Annotated in this window: 16 protein-coding genes; 8 read left to right on the top strand and 8 right to left on the bottom strand. The window is 69.6% G+C overall.

Features of this window, described 5'->3' with window-relative positions:
• A partial coding sequence (locus BHU15_RS24765; protein ID WP_141726875.1) for a response regulator transcription factor occupies positions 1-378 on the bottom strand: 378 nt, incomplete at its 3' end.
• 148 nt (positions 379-526) lie between these two features.
• On the opposite strand from BHU15_RS24765, the gene BHU15_RS24760 reads away from it, so the two are divergent.
• Together BHU15_RS24760 and BHU15_RS24755 are read left to right on the top strand one after the other, a co-directional pair.
• Positions 527-931, top strand: coding sequence for a carboxypeptidase-like regulatory domain-containing protein (locus BHU15_RS24760; protein WP_069629221.1), 405 nt, complete (start codon positions 527-529; stop codon positions 929-931).
• A gap of 55 nt (positions 932-986) precedes the next feature.
• Positions 987-1,748, top strand: coding sequence for a nucleotidyltransferase domain-containing protein (locus BHU15_RS24755; protein WP_069629220.1), 762 nt, complete (start codon positions 987-989; stop codon positions 1,746-1,748).
• Here BHU15_RS24755 and BHU15_RS24750 read toward each other — a convergent pair.
• The 6 genes from BHU15_RS24750 to BHU15_RS24725 form a co-directional block, all read right to left on the bottom strand.
• A complete protein-coding gene (locus BHU15_RS24750) occupies positions 1,735-2,265 on the bottom strand; it encodes a hypothetical protein (protein WP_069629219.1) in 531 nt (176 codons plus the stop codon). The two genes, BHU15_RS24755 and BHU15_RS24750, sit on opposite strands and share 14 nt — an antisense overlap.
• 131 nt (positions 2,266-2,396) lie before the next feature.
• Positions 2,397-3,176 carry a succinate dehydrogenase iron-sulfur subunit gene (locus BHU15_RS24745; RefSeq protein WP_023539178.1) on the bottom strand — a complete coding sequence of 260 codons (780 nt, stop codon included), beginning with the start codon at positions 3,174-3,176 and terminating at the stop codon, positions 2,397-2,399.
• The gene (gene sdhA, locus BHU15_RS24740) at positions 3,176-4,930 is read right to left on the bottom strand and encodes a succinate dehydrogenase flavoprotein subunit (protein WP_023539177.1); all 1,755 of its coding nucleotides are present in this window, start codon (positions 4,928-4,930) and stop codon (positions 3,176-3,178) included. Before sdhA ends, BHU15_RS24745 begins: the two co-directional genes overlap by 1 nt.
• A gap of 20 nt (positions 4,931-4,950) precedes the next feature.
• Positions 4,951-5,442, bottom strand: a complete 492-nt coding sequence (locus BHU15_RS24735) for a succinate dehydrogenase hydrophobic membrane anchor subunit (protein WP_069629218.1) — start codon at positions 5,440-5,442, stop codon at positions 4,951-4,953.
• Between the two features lie 3 nt (positions 5,443-5,445).
• A complete protein-coding gene (gene sdhC / locus BHU15_RS24730; protein WP_078494216.1) occupies positions 5,446-5,826 on the bottom strand; it encodes a succinate dehydrogenase, cytochrome b556 subunit in 381 nt (126 codons plus the stop codon).
• Positions 5,827-5,995: 169 nt separating this feature from the next.
• Positions 5,996-6,538: a 2-oxo-4-hydroxy-4-carboxy-5-ureidoimidazoline decarboxylase gene (locus BHU15_RS24725; protein ID WP_247748708.1), complete on the bottom strand. Its 543-nt coding sequence runs from the start codon at positions 6,536-6,538 to the stop codon at positions 5,996-5,998.
• Between the two features lie 308 nt (positions 6,539-6,846).
• Between BHU15_RS24725 and BHU15_RS24720 the strand changes: the two genes are divergently transcribed.
• From BHU15_RS24720 to BHU15_RS24695, 6 genes are all read left to right on the top strand, one after another.
• Entirely contained in the window at positions 6,847-8,457 is a 1,611-nt protein-coding gene (locus BHU15_RS24720; protein WP_069629217.1) for a beta-N-acetylhexosaminidase, read from the top strand.
• A gap of 154 nt (positions 8,458-8,611) precedes the next feature.
• Positions 8,612-9,235: a hypothetical protein gene (locus BHU15_RS24715; RefSeq protein ID WP_069629216.1), complete on the top strand. Its 624-nt coding sequence runs from the start codon at positions 8,612-8,614 to the stop codon at positions 9,233-9,235.
• Between the two features lie 134 nt (positions 9,236-9,369).
• Positions 9,370-9,525: a hypothetical protein gene (locus tag BHU15_RS40350; RefSeq protein ID WP_167756195.1), complete on the top strand. Its 156-nt coding sequence runs from the start codon at positions 9,370-9,372 to the stop codon at positions 9,523-9,525.
• Between the two features lie 24 nt (positions 9,526-9,549).
• The gene (locus tag BHU15_RS24705) at positions 9,550-11,061 is read left to right on the top strand and encodes a cryptochrome/photolyase family protein (protein ID WP_069629214.1); all 1,512 of its coding nucleotides are present in this window, start codon (positions 9,550-9,552) and stop codon (positions 11,059-11,061) included.
• A gap of 277 nt (positions 11,062-11,338) precedes the next feature.
• Complete coding sequence (locus BHU15_RS24700) at positions 11,339-12,052, top strand: RNA polymerase sigma factor (RefSeq protein WP_069629213.1); 714 nt, start codon at positions 11,339-11,341, stop codon at positions 12,050-12,052.
• Positions 12,052-13,182, top strand: a complete 1,131-nt coding sequence (locus BHU15_RS24695; RefSeq protein WP_069629212.1) for a hypothetical protein — start codon at positions 12,052-12,054, stop codon at positions 13,180-13,182. The genes BHU15_RS24700 and BHU15_RS24695 overlap by 1 nt, the downstream gene beginning before the upstream one ends.
• 197 nt (positions 13,183-13,379) lie before the next feature.
• Here BHU15_RS24695 and BHU15_RS38570 read toward each other — a convergent pair whose 3' ends face one another.
• Positions 13,380-14,324: a L,D-transpeptidase family protein gene (locus tag BHU15_RS38570; RefSeq protein ID WP_255293208.1), complete on the bottom strand. Its 945-nt coding sequence runs from the start codon at positions 14,322-14,324 to the stop codon at positions 13,380-13,382.
• Between the last annotated feature and the right edge of the window lie 435 nt (positions 14,325-14,759).

The following is a 14,759-nucleotide window of genomic DNA, read 5'->3' as shown; positions in this document are numbered from 1 at the left end:
CCGGGCGACCACCTCGTCCACGTTGAACGGCTTGGTGATGTAGTCGTCGCCCAGCGAAAGCCCGCCGACGATCTCGGCGGGCGCGTCCCGCGCGGTGAGGAAGACCACCGCCATCGCCGGGTGGGACAGCCTCAGTTGGTGCGCGATGTCGCGGCCGTCGCCGTCCGGGAGCATCACGTCGAGCAGCGCCACGTCGGGGCGCCCGCGCCGTACCGCCTCCGCCGCCTCCCGTACCGAGCCCGCCGCCACCACGTCGAACCCGTGGTAGCGCAGGGCGATGGTCAGGACGTCGGCGATGCTCGGCTCGTCCTCGACCAGCAGGACGGTCGCTGCCGCATCCGTCGCGCCCGTCCCGTCTGTCCCGTCCGTCGTGGTCATGGCTCCAGTATCCGGGCGCGATCCGCCCCGACGGGCGGGCCCTGCCTTGGAGTTCCTTGAGAGTCCTGCCGTCGACCCCACCCGCGCGGGTGCGGGCGACGATTCTGGGTCTGTCCGAAGCAGCCGACCATGAGCGGAGGAACAGATCGTGGAGGCATGGGCACGGTGGCTGCCGGGGTGGCTGGACAGGCGGCTCCCGCAACCGGCCCTGGTGGCACCGGTGACCGCGCCACCGACCGGCGAGCCTTCTACAGAGGACGCGTCCACCGGCACCACCGTCGTGCACGGCTTCGTCCGTACGGAGGAGGGCATGCCCGTCGCCGACGCCGTACTGACCCTGGTCGCACCCTCGGGCACCCGGCTCGACCGGGTGGGGACGCTCGCCGACGGCTCGTACATCCTCAGCGCCCCGATCGGTGGCTCCTACCTGCTGGCCGCCACCGCCCGGGCGTACGAGCCGTGGTCCCGGCGCATCACGGTCGGCCGCGACCCGCTCGTGCACGACCTGACACTCAGCCCGCAGGAGGCCGCTTCACCATCGCACCTGGCATGAACTCCGCCACGCGGACATGATGCCGTCCCTCGCCCGATCGGGAAGAGTCGGTCCCATGATGCGTGCGGAGGATGTGCTGGCCGTCCTGGATCTGCTCGACCGGGCCGGTATCGAGGTCTGGCTCGACGGCGGCTGGGGCGTCGACGCCCTCCTGTGCGAGCAGACCCGTCCCCACGAGGACCTGGACATCGTCGTACGTGCCGAGGCTCTGGCCGACTACGCGCGGACGATGGGCGAGAACGGCTTCCGGCTGTGGCGGGACGACGGACCGTACAACCAGGTGCTCGTCGACGACACCGGACGGCTGGTCGACGTCCACGCGGTGGACCTCGGCGTCACCCGTACGGACGAACGGGGCGTCGAGGTGTACGGCCCCGGCGGACTGCCCTACCCGGTGGGCTCGCTGACCGGCAGCGGGCGGGTCCGGGGCCGCCGGGTCGACTGCGGCACGGCCCACTTCCAAGTCGCCTCGCACACCGGATACGCGATCGACGAGGACGACGAACGCGACGTCCTGGCCCTGCACCACCGCTTCGGCGTACCGCTGGCCGCACGCGTGCGCGCGTGGCACGAGGAGGACGGGTGGGGCGTGCTGGACGCCGCCAACCTCCGGGAGGACGTATGGGCGCACTTCTCGGCCGTCGCCGGTGACGACTACGTCGAGCCGGTCGTGGGCCAGGCCGTCACGTTCTCACTGGAGCAGGAAGCGGAGGAGCCGGCGGAGGGAGCGGGGACAGCGCGGCAGGGCGGCTACCGCAGGCGCGCGATGACCGTCTGGCCCGAAGGCGCCGCGCTCTCCGCCGTCACATGGAGCTGAGCGAACGGGCGTAGGCGATCTGCCCCATGACGACCTGGAAGCTCTCCGGGCCGGTCGCGGGGATCATCGTCGAGTGGTGCTTGCCGCCGCTGGTCACCATCACCTGGATGAAGCCGGTGGTCTTGCGCTCCTTCATAAGGAGGAAGAGCAGACCGAGCAGACAGAAGATGAAGAAGATGACCGCCAGGACGATGGCGTGCGCGGGGATCTTCTCCTCCGTACGCGACATGTCCGTCGCGTTCCACACCGCGCCCTGGATCGGCAGCGTGCCGGACGGCGTCACGATCCCGTGGTTCATGACGGTGATGTCGCCGATCGACACCAGCGGGGCGCCGCCGCCGGAGGCAGCGGGAATGGGCAGACCGGCGGCCATCGTCGGGTCGTAGCTCGGACCGCCCTGGTTGGGATAGCCGTACCCCGGCGCCGGGTTCGGGTAGCCGTAGCCCGGCTGCGTGGGGCCCCATCCGTACGCCCCGTCGCCACCGTCCGGACCCGGGTTCGGATTCGCCTGGCTCATGTCTTCCCCGCTTCCCTGCTGCTCTACTCGGTCTGTCTGAATCCTGGCACAGAAAGGGCCCGCCCCGTACGGGCCGTTACGGCTTTGTACGGAAACGGGCCCTCACCGCGCCGGTGGTGGGCTTCCCGGGCTCAGAAACGCCGCGTGATCAGCGCGCGCTTCACTTCCTGGATCGCCTTGGTGACCTCGATACCGCGCGGGCAGGCGTCCGTGCAGTTGAACGTCGTACGGCAACGCCACACGCCGTCCTTGTCGTTGAGGATCTCCAGCCGCTGCTCGCCGGCCTCGTCACGCGAGTCGAAGATGAACCGGTGCGCGTTGACGATCGCCGCCGGGCCGAAGTACTGCCCGTCGTTCCAGAACACCGGGCACGACGACGTGCACGCCGCGCACAGGATGCACTTCGTGGTGTCGTCGAACCGCTCGCGGTCCTCCGCCGACTGAAGCCGCTCACGCGTCGGTTCGTTCCCGGTGGTGACCAGGAACGGCATCACGTCGCGGTACGCCTGGAAGAACGGCTCCATGTCCACGACCAGGTCCTTGAGGACCGTGAGCCCCTTGATGGCCTCGACCGTGATCGGCTTCGCGACGCCCGTCTTCTTGTCGAAGGACGTGATGTCCTTGATCAGCGTCTTGCACGCGAGACGGTTCTTGCCGTTGATCCGCATCGCGTCCGAGCCGCAGATCCCGTGCGCGCAGGAACGCCGGAAGGTCAGCGAGCCGTCGACGTCCCACTTGATCTTGTGAAGGGCGTCGAGCACGCGCTCCTTCGGGTCGATCTCGATCGAGAAGTCCTCCCAGCGGGACTCGTCCGAGATCTCCGGGTCGAAGCGGCGGACCCGCAGCGTGATCGTGATGTACGGCGACGCGGCGGATTCGGCCTCGACCTTGTCCAGTAGGGGAGTTGCCATCAGTACTTACGCTCCATCGGCTGGTAGCGGGTCTGGACGACCGGCTTGTAGTCGAGACGGATGGACTCCGTGCCGTCGTCGCCGACCTCGCGGTACGCCATGGTGTGGCGCATGAAGTTCACGTCGTCCCGGTTGGGGAAGTCCTCGCGGTAGTGACCGCCGCGCGACTCCTTGCGGGCGAGCGCCGACACGGCCATCACCTCGGCCAGGTCGAGCAGGTTGCCCAGCTCGACGGCCTCCAGCAGATCCGTGTTGAAGCGCCGGCCCTTGTCCTGGATGGACACGCGCAGATAGCGGTCGCGCAGCTCGCCGATCTTCTCGACGGCCGTCTTGATCGTCTGCTCGGTACGGAAGACCATGACGTTCGCGTCCATGGTCTCCTGGAGCTCGCGGCGGATGTCCGCCACCCGCTCGTGGCCCGTCGACGAGCGCAGCCGCTCGACCTGTGCCTCGACCAGCTCCGCCGGGTTCTCGGGGAGTTCGACGTGGTCGTGCTTGGCCGCGTACTCGGCGGCGGCGATCCCGGAGCGCTTGCCGAAGACGTTGATGTCGAGCAGCGAGTTGGTGCCGAGCCGGTTGGCGCCGTGCACCGACACGCACGCGACCTCGCCGGCCGCGTACAGCCCCGGCACGACCGTGGTGTTGTCCCGCAGGACCTCGCCCTGGACGTTGGTCGGGATGCCGCCCATCGCGTAGTGCGCGGTGGGCTGGATCGGGATCGGGTCCGTGTACGGCTCGATGCCCAGGTACGTACGCGCGAACTCGGTGATGTCCGGGAGCTTGGCGTCCAGCTGCTCCGGCGGCAGGTGCGTCAGGTCGAGGTAGACGTGGTCGCCCTCGGGACCGCAGCCGCGGCCCTCGCGGATCTCGGTGTAGATGGACCGCGAGACGACGTCGCGCGAGGCGAGGTCCTTCATGACGGGCGCGTACTTCTCCATGAAGCGCTCACCGTCCTTGTTACGGAGGATGCCGCCCTCACCGCGGGCGCCCTCCGTAAGGAGGATGCCCATGCGCCAGATGCCCGTGGGATGGAACTGGAAGAACTCCATGTCCTCCAGCGGCAGTCCGCGCCGGTAGCACGCCGCCTGACCGTCACCGGTCAGCGTGTGCGCGTTGGACGTCACCTTGAAGAACTTGCCGGTGCCGCCGGACGCGTAGATGACCGACTTGGCCTGGAAGACATGGATCTCGCCGGTCGCCAGCTCGTACGCCACGACGCCCGCCGACGTCTTGACGCCGTCGATCTCCACGATCAACTGGTCAAGGACGTAGAACTCGTTGAAGAACTCCACGCCCTCCTTGACACAGTTCTGGTAGAGCGTCTGGAGGATCATGTGGCCGGTGCGGTCCGCCGCGTAGCAGGACCGGCGGACCGGGGCCTCGCCGTGGTTACGGGAGTGGCCGCCGAACCGGCGCTGGTCGATGGTGCCGCCCGGCGTCCTGTTGAACGGCAGACCCATCTTCTCCAGGTCCAGGACCGCGTCGATGGCCTCCTTCGCCAGGATCTCGGCGGCGTCCTGGTCGACCAGGTAGTCGCCGCCCTTGATCGTGTCGAAGGTGTGCCACTCCCAGTTGTCCTCCTCCACGTTGGCGAGCGCGGCGGCCATGCCGCCCTGCGCGGCGCCCGTGTGGGACCTGGTGGGATACAGCTTCGTCAGGACGGCGGTACGGCTGCGCTTGGTCGACTCGATGGCCGCGCGCATACCGGCGCCACCGGCGCCGACGATGACGGTGTCGTACTTATGGATCTTCATTGCTCTCGTCAGCCCCGGCTTTAGCGGATGTTCGGGTCGAAGGTGAAGATCACCAGCGTGCCCAGAAGGATGGTGAACACCGTCGCGGTGTACAGCAGGCCCTTGAGCCACAGGCGCGTGTTGGCACGCTCCGCGTAGTCGTTGATGATCGTGCGCATGCCGTTGGCGCCGTGCAGCATCGCCAGCCACAGCATCAGCAGATCCCAGGCCTGCCAGAACGGGGACGCCCAGCGGCCGGCCACGAAGGCGAAGCCGATCTTGCTGACGCCGCCGTCGAGCACCAGCTGGATGAGCAGGTGGCCGATGACCAGGACGACGAGGACGACGCCGGACAGGCGCATGAACAGCCAGGCGGCCATCTCGAAGTTGCCGCGCGTCGACTTGGGGGTCTTCGCGGTGCGCTTGCGCGGCGGCTCGATGAGCGGCGCGGGGTGGTCGACGTCGAAGACGTTCACACCCTCGACGGGACTGATCGCGGCGGTGGAACCGGTCGCGGTGGTGTCTGCGGACATCGGTCAGCTCCCCCAGATCTCGCGTGCGGCGTGGCCGAGCACGGGGTAGATGGCGCCCAGCATCAGGACGAGCCAGACACCGACGACGCTCCAGAGCATCTGCTTCTGGTAGCGCGGGCCCTTGGACCAGAAGTCCACGGCGATGACACGCAGGCCGTTGAGCGCGTGGAAGAGGACGGCGGCCACGAGGCCGTACTCCATTACTCCGACGAGGGGCGTCTTGTAGGTCGCTACGACGTCGTCGTAGGCCTCGGGGGAGACGCGGACGAGTGCGGTGTCCAGCACATGGACGAACAGGAAGAAGAAGATGGTGACGCCGGTGACTCGATGAGCCACCCATGACCACATTCCTTCCCGGCCGCGGTACAGCGTTCCTGCCGGCACGGAAAAGCCCTCCGGGAGCGGGGATAGGGGCCGGCCGCCATCTTCTACTCGATGAAGCACAGTGGTGTCGGTCGTGCCCGGCCGGGTACGGTCCACCGGCCCTGGCCATCGTAGCGACGCTTTGTCGGTTCGATTGCGCGGGGGCCCTTCGGTGTGATCAAACAGGCAGTCAAACGGCCACGGACGGGCTATCCGGACGGCCGTAGTCGTTCGATTCCTGCGAAACGCGGGGAGCGGGCGGTTCCGGTTGGCGTCCCGGCGGCGGGTCCACGACCAGGAGCGAGACGCGGTGGCGCGCGAGCCGGCGCAGTTCGTCGGCGGCGACGGCGCGCTCCTCGTCGGGGTCGTGCGCCAGCCTCTCGCGGATGCCCGCCAGCACCTGGTTCAGCCGCTCCTCGGGGCGGTAGCGGTCGAGGCTGATGACGAACGCGTGCCCGAAGCTGCTCTCGTACGCGGCGTGCGCGGCCCGCAGAGCCGTCCGGGCGGCGGGCGGGGCCCCGGGGTGCGGGTCGGCGGACGTCTCGTCGGCGAGCGCGCCGGCGAGGTCGGCCAGGGACAGGTCGTAGCTCGCCTCGTCGGCGGCGGCCAGGAGCGCGTCGACCGTCGGGTACGGGCGGTGGTCGGTGAGCCGGCGGGCCCAGCGGCGGTTCGCGCAGCAGGCCAGCAGCGCGTGCTCGACGGTGTCCGCCGGGGCGTTGTTGAAGCGCGTCAGAGCGGCGCGGCGATCGCTGGACAGCGTGGGCTCCTCGGACGCGGCGTCACGACGACGGACAGAAGTGAAGGAAGATAAGGGCGAGACAGAAGTTTCGCAAGGCTATCGAGGGCCGGTGGCCATCGCCCGACCGATGCGCGAATTTCACCCGGATGGGAGGCCTTCGGCTCGCGCGATCGACGGGGACATGGGACGTTCGCCCTACTTCCTTCCTCACTTCACTCCTTGCTTGTCTCCCTCCTCTCTCCAGCTTTCTTCAGCTCTCTCCAGCTCTCTCCAGCCGACGCCATGCGAAGGGATGATCGCGCATGAGGTGGAACTCCCCGGGGACTCTGGTGGGCGGCGCCGCTGTCGTGGCGGCTGCCGTCACCCTCACGGCCCTGGCCTGGCCAGACGCCACCCCGCCCGACCACAGCGCGCCGGCGGGCACGGCCGAGGCGTCGTCGGCGCGCTCCGACACCCGGCCGGCCGCGCCGACCACCGCCACCGGCGCGCTGTCCAAGCCGCCGAGCACCGTGCCCTCCGTACGACAGTTCGAGGCGGCCCGTGGCTCGGGCTGGCGGCCCGGCGGCAACAGCGGCGTCGTCATCGCGAAGAACAGCGAGAAGCTGGCCGACGAGGGCAAGCTCATCGCCAAGGAGCTGAAGATCGACTACCGGGGCGCCGTCGCGGCCAAGGCCGGTGACGTCGAGCTGGCCCTGGAGTCGGGCAAGCAGGCCGGCCCCGAGTCGTACACGCTCACCGCGCGCGACGGCCGCGTCAAGATCGCCGGACCCGACGAGGCCGGGGTCTTCTACGGCACCCGCACACTCAAGCAGTCGGTGCGCGCGGACGGGGCGATACCCGAGGGCGTCGTACGAGACCAGCCCGACCGCCCGCAGCGCGGACTCAACCTCGACATCGCGCGCAAGTACTACACCCCCGGCTGGATCGAGAGCCGGCTGCGCGAGATGGCCGACCTCAAACTCAACCAGCTGGGCCTGCACTTCTCCGACGACCAGGGCTTCCGCATCGCGTCGGACACACACCCCGAGATCGTCTCCCAGCAGCACCTCACCAAGGCCGAGGTCCAGAAGATCATCGCCCTCGCCGGCCGGCTGCACATCCAGATCGTCCCCGAGATCGACTCACCGGGACATCTCGGCGCGGTCATGGCCCCCCACCCCGAGCTACAGCTCCGGAACGTGAACGGGAAGCCCACCCGCGGAGCCATCGACATCTCACAGCCCGCCGCCGCGAAGATCGTGGACGACCTGCTGCGGGAGTACGACACGCTGTTCCCCGGTCCGTACTGGCACATCGGCGCCGACGAGTACCAGGCGCTCGTGGTCAGCGACCCCGAGGCGTCGTTCCCGCAACTGGCCGCCGCCGCGCGGAAGAAGTACGGCGCGAACGCCAAGGTGCAGGACCTCACGACGGGTTGGATGAACGACCGCGCGGCCGTGGTCGGGGCGAAGAAGAGGGAAGTCTCCGCCTGGAACGACGGCTTCTTCCCCGGCGGCGTCGTCAAGGCCGACCAGAATCTCCAGGTCGACTACTGGACCGGCAAGGAGATCGGCGCGCGGCCCCCGCTGGACTATCTGCGCGAGGGCCGGTCGGTGATCAACCTCAACGACGAGTTCCTGTACTACGTGCTCGGCCAGCCGAACGACTTCGTCTACCCGACGGGGCAGCGGATCTACGACCAGTGGACCCCGTTCGTGCTGCGCGGCACGAAGCCGGTGCCGCAGAAGTACTCGAAGCAGATCCTGGGCGCCCGGTTCGCGGTGTGGGGCGACATCGCGAGCGCGCAGACGCAGGACCAGGTCGCCGCCGGGATCCGGCTGCCGCTGGCCGCGCTCTCGCAGAAGGTGTGGAACCCCGTGAAACCGGACCTCAGTTGGGCGCAGTTCAAGGCACTCGCCAACAAGGTGGCCTGAGTTGAACCCGTCGGCGATCACGGACATTACGGTCGCCGATGGGTCTTCCTCACGTACCGAACCTGCATTCTGGGCCACATCTGAGCCACAAGTGACGTTTTTCAGCCGCCGGGCGCTTTAATGAGCAGCACCCTGCCCGCGACGGGAGACGTGAATGAGCCTGATGGAACTGATCGTTCAGGCGGATGAGCGGGGCCTCGCCGCCAGCGGGGTCGCCTGCCTCGACCGCTGCCTGCCCCTCCTCGCCGACGAGGGCGAGGTGCTGCGCCCGCTCTGGTCGGGCATCGCCGACGGCGAGACCACCTGGGCCCCGCGCCTCGCGGCGGCCAGGGAGGCCGTCGAGGCGGCCGTCACCAACGACGAAACGGCCGTCCTCGTACGGAAGATGCTCGCCGCCGCGCCCTCGGAGTGGGCGGCGGAACCCCTGCGCGTCTGGTCCGACAGCTGCTCGGTGGTGGCGCTGGAGATCCACCAGCAGTTCGACGTGGTCGGCGACCGCGTCGCCGGCGCCCCCGGCACGGTCGCGAGCGGCGCGTACAGCGACTGGGTGGCACGCTGCCGTACGGGAGTGGCCGAGGGCGCCGACGGCAGACCCGGCATCGGCCCCTTCGTGGCCGGGCCGATGGTCGCCGGCGAACTGCGCCGGCAGATCCAGATCCTCGAAATCCTCGCCGAAACCGCCGGCACGGCGGGCCTGCGCCAGGCACTCGACCTCTCCACCGAGGGCCAGCGGGTGCTGCGGGCCGTCGTCTCACGCCGGGCGCGGTCCGGGAGCTGATCCCCGGGCGTTGGCGGACCCGCCTGGTTTCGTGACGGAATGCGGGGTACCCGGCACCCCGTAAGAGTGCGGCGGCGGGTCACCGGGTGGCTCCGTGGATGTGGCCGCACATCGGCACTCGGGATTGGATCACCATGATTCTTCTTGGCGTCATTCTGCTTGTCATCGGCCTGCTGGTCGGTGTGTCCCTCCTTACGACCATTGGTGGCGTACTCGTTCTGATCGGTGCGGTGCTGTGGGTCCTCGGTGCCACCGGACGCACCATTGGTGGGCGTAAGCACTACTTCTAGGGATGACGGGCGGCACGAGCTGAATTGTCCGCGGAGAAGTCAGACACCCCCCACTGGTTGTTCGGAGACCAGCTCGGCCCCCATTTCGTCGATCCGGCGCGGGGCGGCCCCCGCCGGGACGCGCCGCTGGTGATCATCGAGTCCAGGAGCGTGTTCCGGCGACGGCGGTTCCATCGCGCCAAGGCGCACCTGGTGCTCTCGGCGATGCGCCACCGGGCGGCGGAGCTCGGTGACCGGGTGCGGTACGTCAAGGCGGACACCTACCGGCAAGGGCTCCGCGAGGCGGTGGGGGACGCCGAGGTCACGGTGCACCACCCCACGTCGCACGCCGCGCGCGCCTTCGTGGGCACGTTGCCCTCGGTGCGTGTGCTGCCGGCGCGCGGTTTTCTCGTGGCGCACGACGAGTTCAGGGCCTGGGCGGACGAGCGCGGGACGAAACGCCTCCGCCAGGAGGACTTCTACCGGTGGGTCCGCCAGACGCACGACCTGCTGATGGAGGGCGACCGCCCGGTCGGCGGCAGGTGGAACCTGGACCACGACAACCGGCGGCCCCCGCCCCGTGGGGCCACCGACCTGGGCGTTCCCGCGCCCTACCGGCCGCGTGAGAGCGACATCGACGCGGAGGTCCGGTCGGACCTGGACCGCTGGGCGCGCGACGGGGACGTGGAGTTCGTCGGCGAGGACGGGCCGCGCGGGTTTCCGGCCACCCGGCGGGAGGCACTCGCGGCACTTCGCCGCTTCACGGAGCACCGGCTCGCCACGTTCGGCTCGTACGAGGACGCGGTTCTCTCCCAAGACGCGACGATGAGCCACAGCCTGCTCTCCACCTCGCTCAACCTCGGCCTGCTGGACCCCGCCGAATGCGTCGAGCGGGCGGAGGAACACTGGCGGTCGGGCGCCGTGCCGCTCAACAGCGCGGAGGGTTTCGTACGGCAGATCGCCGGGTGGCGGGAGTTCGTCTGGCACGTCTACTGGTACTTCGAAGAGGAGTACCGCGCGAGCAACGCCCTGGGCCATCACGAGCCCCTGCCCAACTACTTCACCCAGCTCTCGCCGGACGGCACCGAGGCGAACTGCCTCTCCCACACCCTGAAACAGGTCGGCGCGACGGGCTGGACACACCACATCCCCCGCCTGATGATCCTCGGCAGTTTCGCCCTGCAACGCGGCTGGGAGCCCCGGGCGGTCACCGACTGGTTCCACCGCAGCTTCGTCGACGGCTACGACTGGGTGATGGTCCCCAACGTGGTGGGCATGTCCCAGTACGCGGACGGCGGCCGCATGACCACCAAGCCCTACACATCCGGCGGCGCCTACATCAACCGCATGAGCGACCTCTGCGCCCCCTGCCGCTACACCCCGTCGGTCCGGGTCGGCCCCGACGCCTGCCCCTTCACGGCCGGCTACTGGACCCTCCTCCACCGCCACCGCGACCGTTTCGCCCACAACGCGCGGATGACACAGGCGGTACGGGGCCTGGACCGGCTCCCGGACCTGGACGCACTGCTGGAGCAGGAGCGCGACCGAGGGGACTGAGTGGTCATGGGGACGCGGTTCGCACCCGGAAACGAAGAGGACGACCGGGGCCGCCACCCCCCACAGGAGAGGCCCCGGTCGTCTTCGTGCGGGGACGCTCTGCGGCCCCGTACTCATGTCAGCGTCGTGGATGCGTTTTCTGTCACACCTGGGGTGGGCAGCAGGTTGTTGCGGGTTGTACGAAATATGGACTTGGGTAGCGCAGAGGCCGTAGCGTGCAGGAGCGCGTGGGGGCGCGTGGCAGTGACCAGCTGCAATTCAAGACAGGTTGTGTGGAGTGCTGGGGGACGACGCGGAGCTCACCGCCGCGGTGCTCGCGGCACAGGACGGGAACGAGACTGCGTTCCGGACTGTGTACCGCGCCGTGCACCCGCGGTTGTTGGCTTACATACGAACGCTCGTCGGCGAGCCTGATGCCGAGGACGTGGCTTCTGAGGCCTGGCTCCAGATAGCCCGCGACCTCGAACGCTTCAGTGGCGACGCCGACCGCTTCCGTGGCTGGACGGCGCGGATCGCGCGTAACCGCGCCCTCGACCACATACGGATGCGGGGCAGGCGCCCGGCCGCCGGCAGTGACGAGACGGAGCTGGCCGGCAAGGCCGCCGATTCGGACACCGCCGACGAGGCGATGGAGGCCCTGTCCACCGGTACGACGATGGCGTTGATCGCGCAACTGCCGCAGGACCAGGCCGAGGCCGTCGTGCTGCGTGTCGTCGTCGGGCTCGACGCGAAGAGTGCGGCGCGGACGCTGGGCAAGCGGCCCGGTGCCGTACGGACGGCGGCGCACCGCGGGCTGAAGCGGCTGGCCGAGCTGCTGGGCGCCGAGGACGGCGTCGATCGTGACGAGCCCGCCGCGCCCGGTGCCCCGGCGAACGGCGTCGTGAAGAGCGTGGAGCTGGGCTCCGTACCGCCGCAGCGCGCCCGTTACCAGGGCGCACCCGAGCCGGCCGGTGTGACGCATTCGCCGCCGGGGACGCAGAAGGACATGTGATGGCGCACGAGCGTGAGACGTGGCTCGACCACGGCGTCGCGGAGCTTCTGCTGCGCGGCAGGCCGGTCGGGACCACCGGTGAACACGCCCAGGCGCAGGCCGACCGGCTCGCCAGGGCTCTTGAGGAAGCCGTGCCCGTCGCGTACGCGGACAGTGCCGAACTGCCCGGTGAGGCCGCCGCCCTCGCCGCGTTCCGGCAGTCGGTCGGGACGGCGGCGGGATCCGCCGGGGCGCGGAGCTGGGACGCGGACGACGCCGGGATCGGGACCGTACGACTCGCGCCCGGGCGCCGTGGGATACGCCTGCCGAGCGTCGGACGCCCGCTGCGGCTCGGTATGGCCGCTGCCATGGCCGGATGCGCGCTCAGCGGTGTGGCCGCCGGAGCCGGTTTTCTCTACGCGCCGTCGGCGGGGGAGAGCCCGCCGCAGCCGTCGAACAGCATCTCGGACGCCCTGACACCGGCTCCGCTGGTGTCGGAATCGCCCAGCAGCAGCCTCAACACCCCGCCCCTCTCATCCGATCCGGGGGCCGGTAGGGACTCGGACTCGCCCGGTGCCTCGTCCGACGCGATGACCGGCGACCCGGTGGACAAGGGCAGGAAGAGCCAGGGCACGGGCAACGGCTGGAAGAAGGGCGGCGGCGAGAAGTGGTACGCCAAGCTCGTCCAGGCGTGCCAGGAGTACCGGAACGGCACGATCTCCGCCGGAAAGCGGAAGCTGCTGGAGGACGCGGCCAAGGGTCCGCAGGGTGTGAACCGCCTGTGCAACCAGCTGCTGAGCGGCGACCTCCGGCACGACGGCGCTCAGGGAACCGGCGGCAGCAGCGGGGGCAGTGGCGGTAGCAGCAACGGCGGAGGAAGCAACGGAGGCGGCTCCGGCGGCAGTTCCGGTGGCAGCTCCGGGGGCGGCGGCGTCGACGGGCCGCAGAGCAGCGGTCCGATCGAGGGTCCCGTCGAGGGCGGTACGCCCAGCGAGACGGGCGGGGAGTACGGCGAGACGATCGGGATGTACCCGCCGGAGTCCGATGAGGCCGACGCGTCGAGCCTGCCGCCCCAACTCCCCGCGTCGCCGGGCTCCGAAACGAGCCCCGAAGCGAGCTCCGAAACGAGCCCCGCCCCCTCCGAGTCGTAGTCGCCGAGGCGCGATTTTCGGCCAGGATCGGCTCCTCAGACCCGAGTGTGACGTTTTTTCGCGCTGTGGCGCAGTAGAGAGTGAGCCGACTGGTCATCGGCCGCGTCTGAGCCGGGGTTCCCCCCGTACCTTCGGCTCGACGCACAATTGGCGCGGGCGGGATACGTTCCCCCGGTCCCGCCCGCGCCTCTCAACCGCTACTTGTAGACGACGACCTTGTCGCCGGTCCGCACCTCGTCGAACAGCGCCGCGATCTTCTTCTTGTCCCGCACATTGACGCAGCCGTGCGACGCGCCGCTGTAACCCCGCGCCGCGAAGTCCGCCGAGTAGTGCACCGCCTGCCCGCCGCTGAAGAACATCGCGTACGGCATCGGGGTGTCGTACAGCGTCGAGACATGGTCCCGGGACTTCCACCCGACCTTGAACGTGCCCTCGCGGGTCGGCGTGTACTGCGAGCCGAACCGGACGTCCATCGTCGACAGCACCTTGCCGTCGATCATCCAGGACAGCGACCGGCTGTTCTTGCTGATGCACAGCACCCGGCCCGTCATGCACCGCGGATCCGGCTTCGGCGCCGGCTTCACGGCGGCCGGCGGGCGCAGTTCGGCCGCGGTCGGCTTCTTCGTCATGCCGAGCAGCTTCTGCCAGGTGACAGTGTCCGTCGTGCCGGTTTGCGGCAGCCCGCGCTTGGCCTGGAAAGACGAGACGGCCGTGGCGGTGACGGAGCCGTAGTAGCCGGTGGGCGCCCGGTTGAAGTGGGCGATCTGCCGGAGTCTGGCCTGGAGTTCACGGACCTGGTCGCCCTCGGCGCCGCTCGCCATGACGGTCTTCGGCTTCGGCGGCGCGGGCTTCTCGCTCGCGCTCTTCGACGGCTTCGCGGCCGGCGTGGCCGGCGGCTTCGACGCGGCTGCCGGTTCGGCGGACGGGCTGCTCGACGCGGGCTCCGTCGGTTCGATCCGCACGCCGGTACCGGTGCCGCCGCCCGGCTTGTCGTCGGCGGCGCCCGCCGGGTCGGTCACCACCTGCGCCGAACAGCCGACGGTGACGGCGAGTACGGCTCCGGTGGCGAGCGCGACGCGGAGCGTGGCCGTACGCGGGCGTCGCGTCCGTCGCGTCCCCGTGCGCGTTGATGTACTGGGCAACTTCGTCCCCCTGTCTGCCACTGAGCTGTCCGATGGCGAGTAACCGAAATGATCAAGAATCCATGGGCCGTCCGGGACGGCACGCATCTCTTGAGACAGCTGAGAGCCCGTTCCGGTTGCCCGGACGACGCTGTCTTCGCGTAAAAACTTAACCGCGTCCGAATTCTTGCTCCGGCCGCGGAGAAGGAAAGCGCGTCCCGACCGGAGAGCCTTCCTGACGGACACCGCCGCGCGCAACCACGCGAATCCGGAAACGCCAAACCCGAAGCCGGAAGGAGCAAGCAAGGAGCAGGCAAGGAGCAAGCAGGGAGCAAGCTCAGTCAGCAGCCGAGACGCGGGCACAAGTGCGCCGACACTCCCGGACGGTCATATCTCCCCGACGGCGGCGCCCCCATGATGGACGCGCTGACACGGTGAGCGACGGAGGCGGAGCGA

Origin of the sequence: Streptomyces niveus (genome assembly GCF_001723055.1) — a bacterium.
Classification (GTDB): Bacteria; Actinomycetota; Actinomycetes; order Streptomycetales; family Streptomycetaceae; genus Streptomyces; species Streptomyces niveus.
Note: the sequence above shows the minus strand (reverse complement) of the source record. Positions and strands in the feature narration are given on the sequence as shown.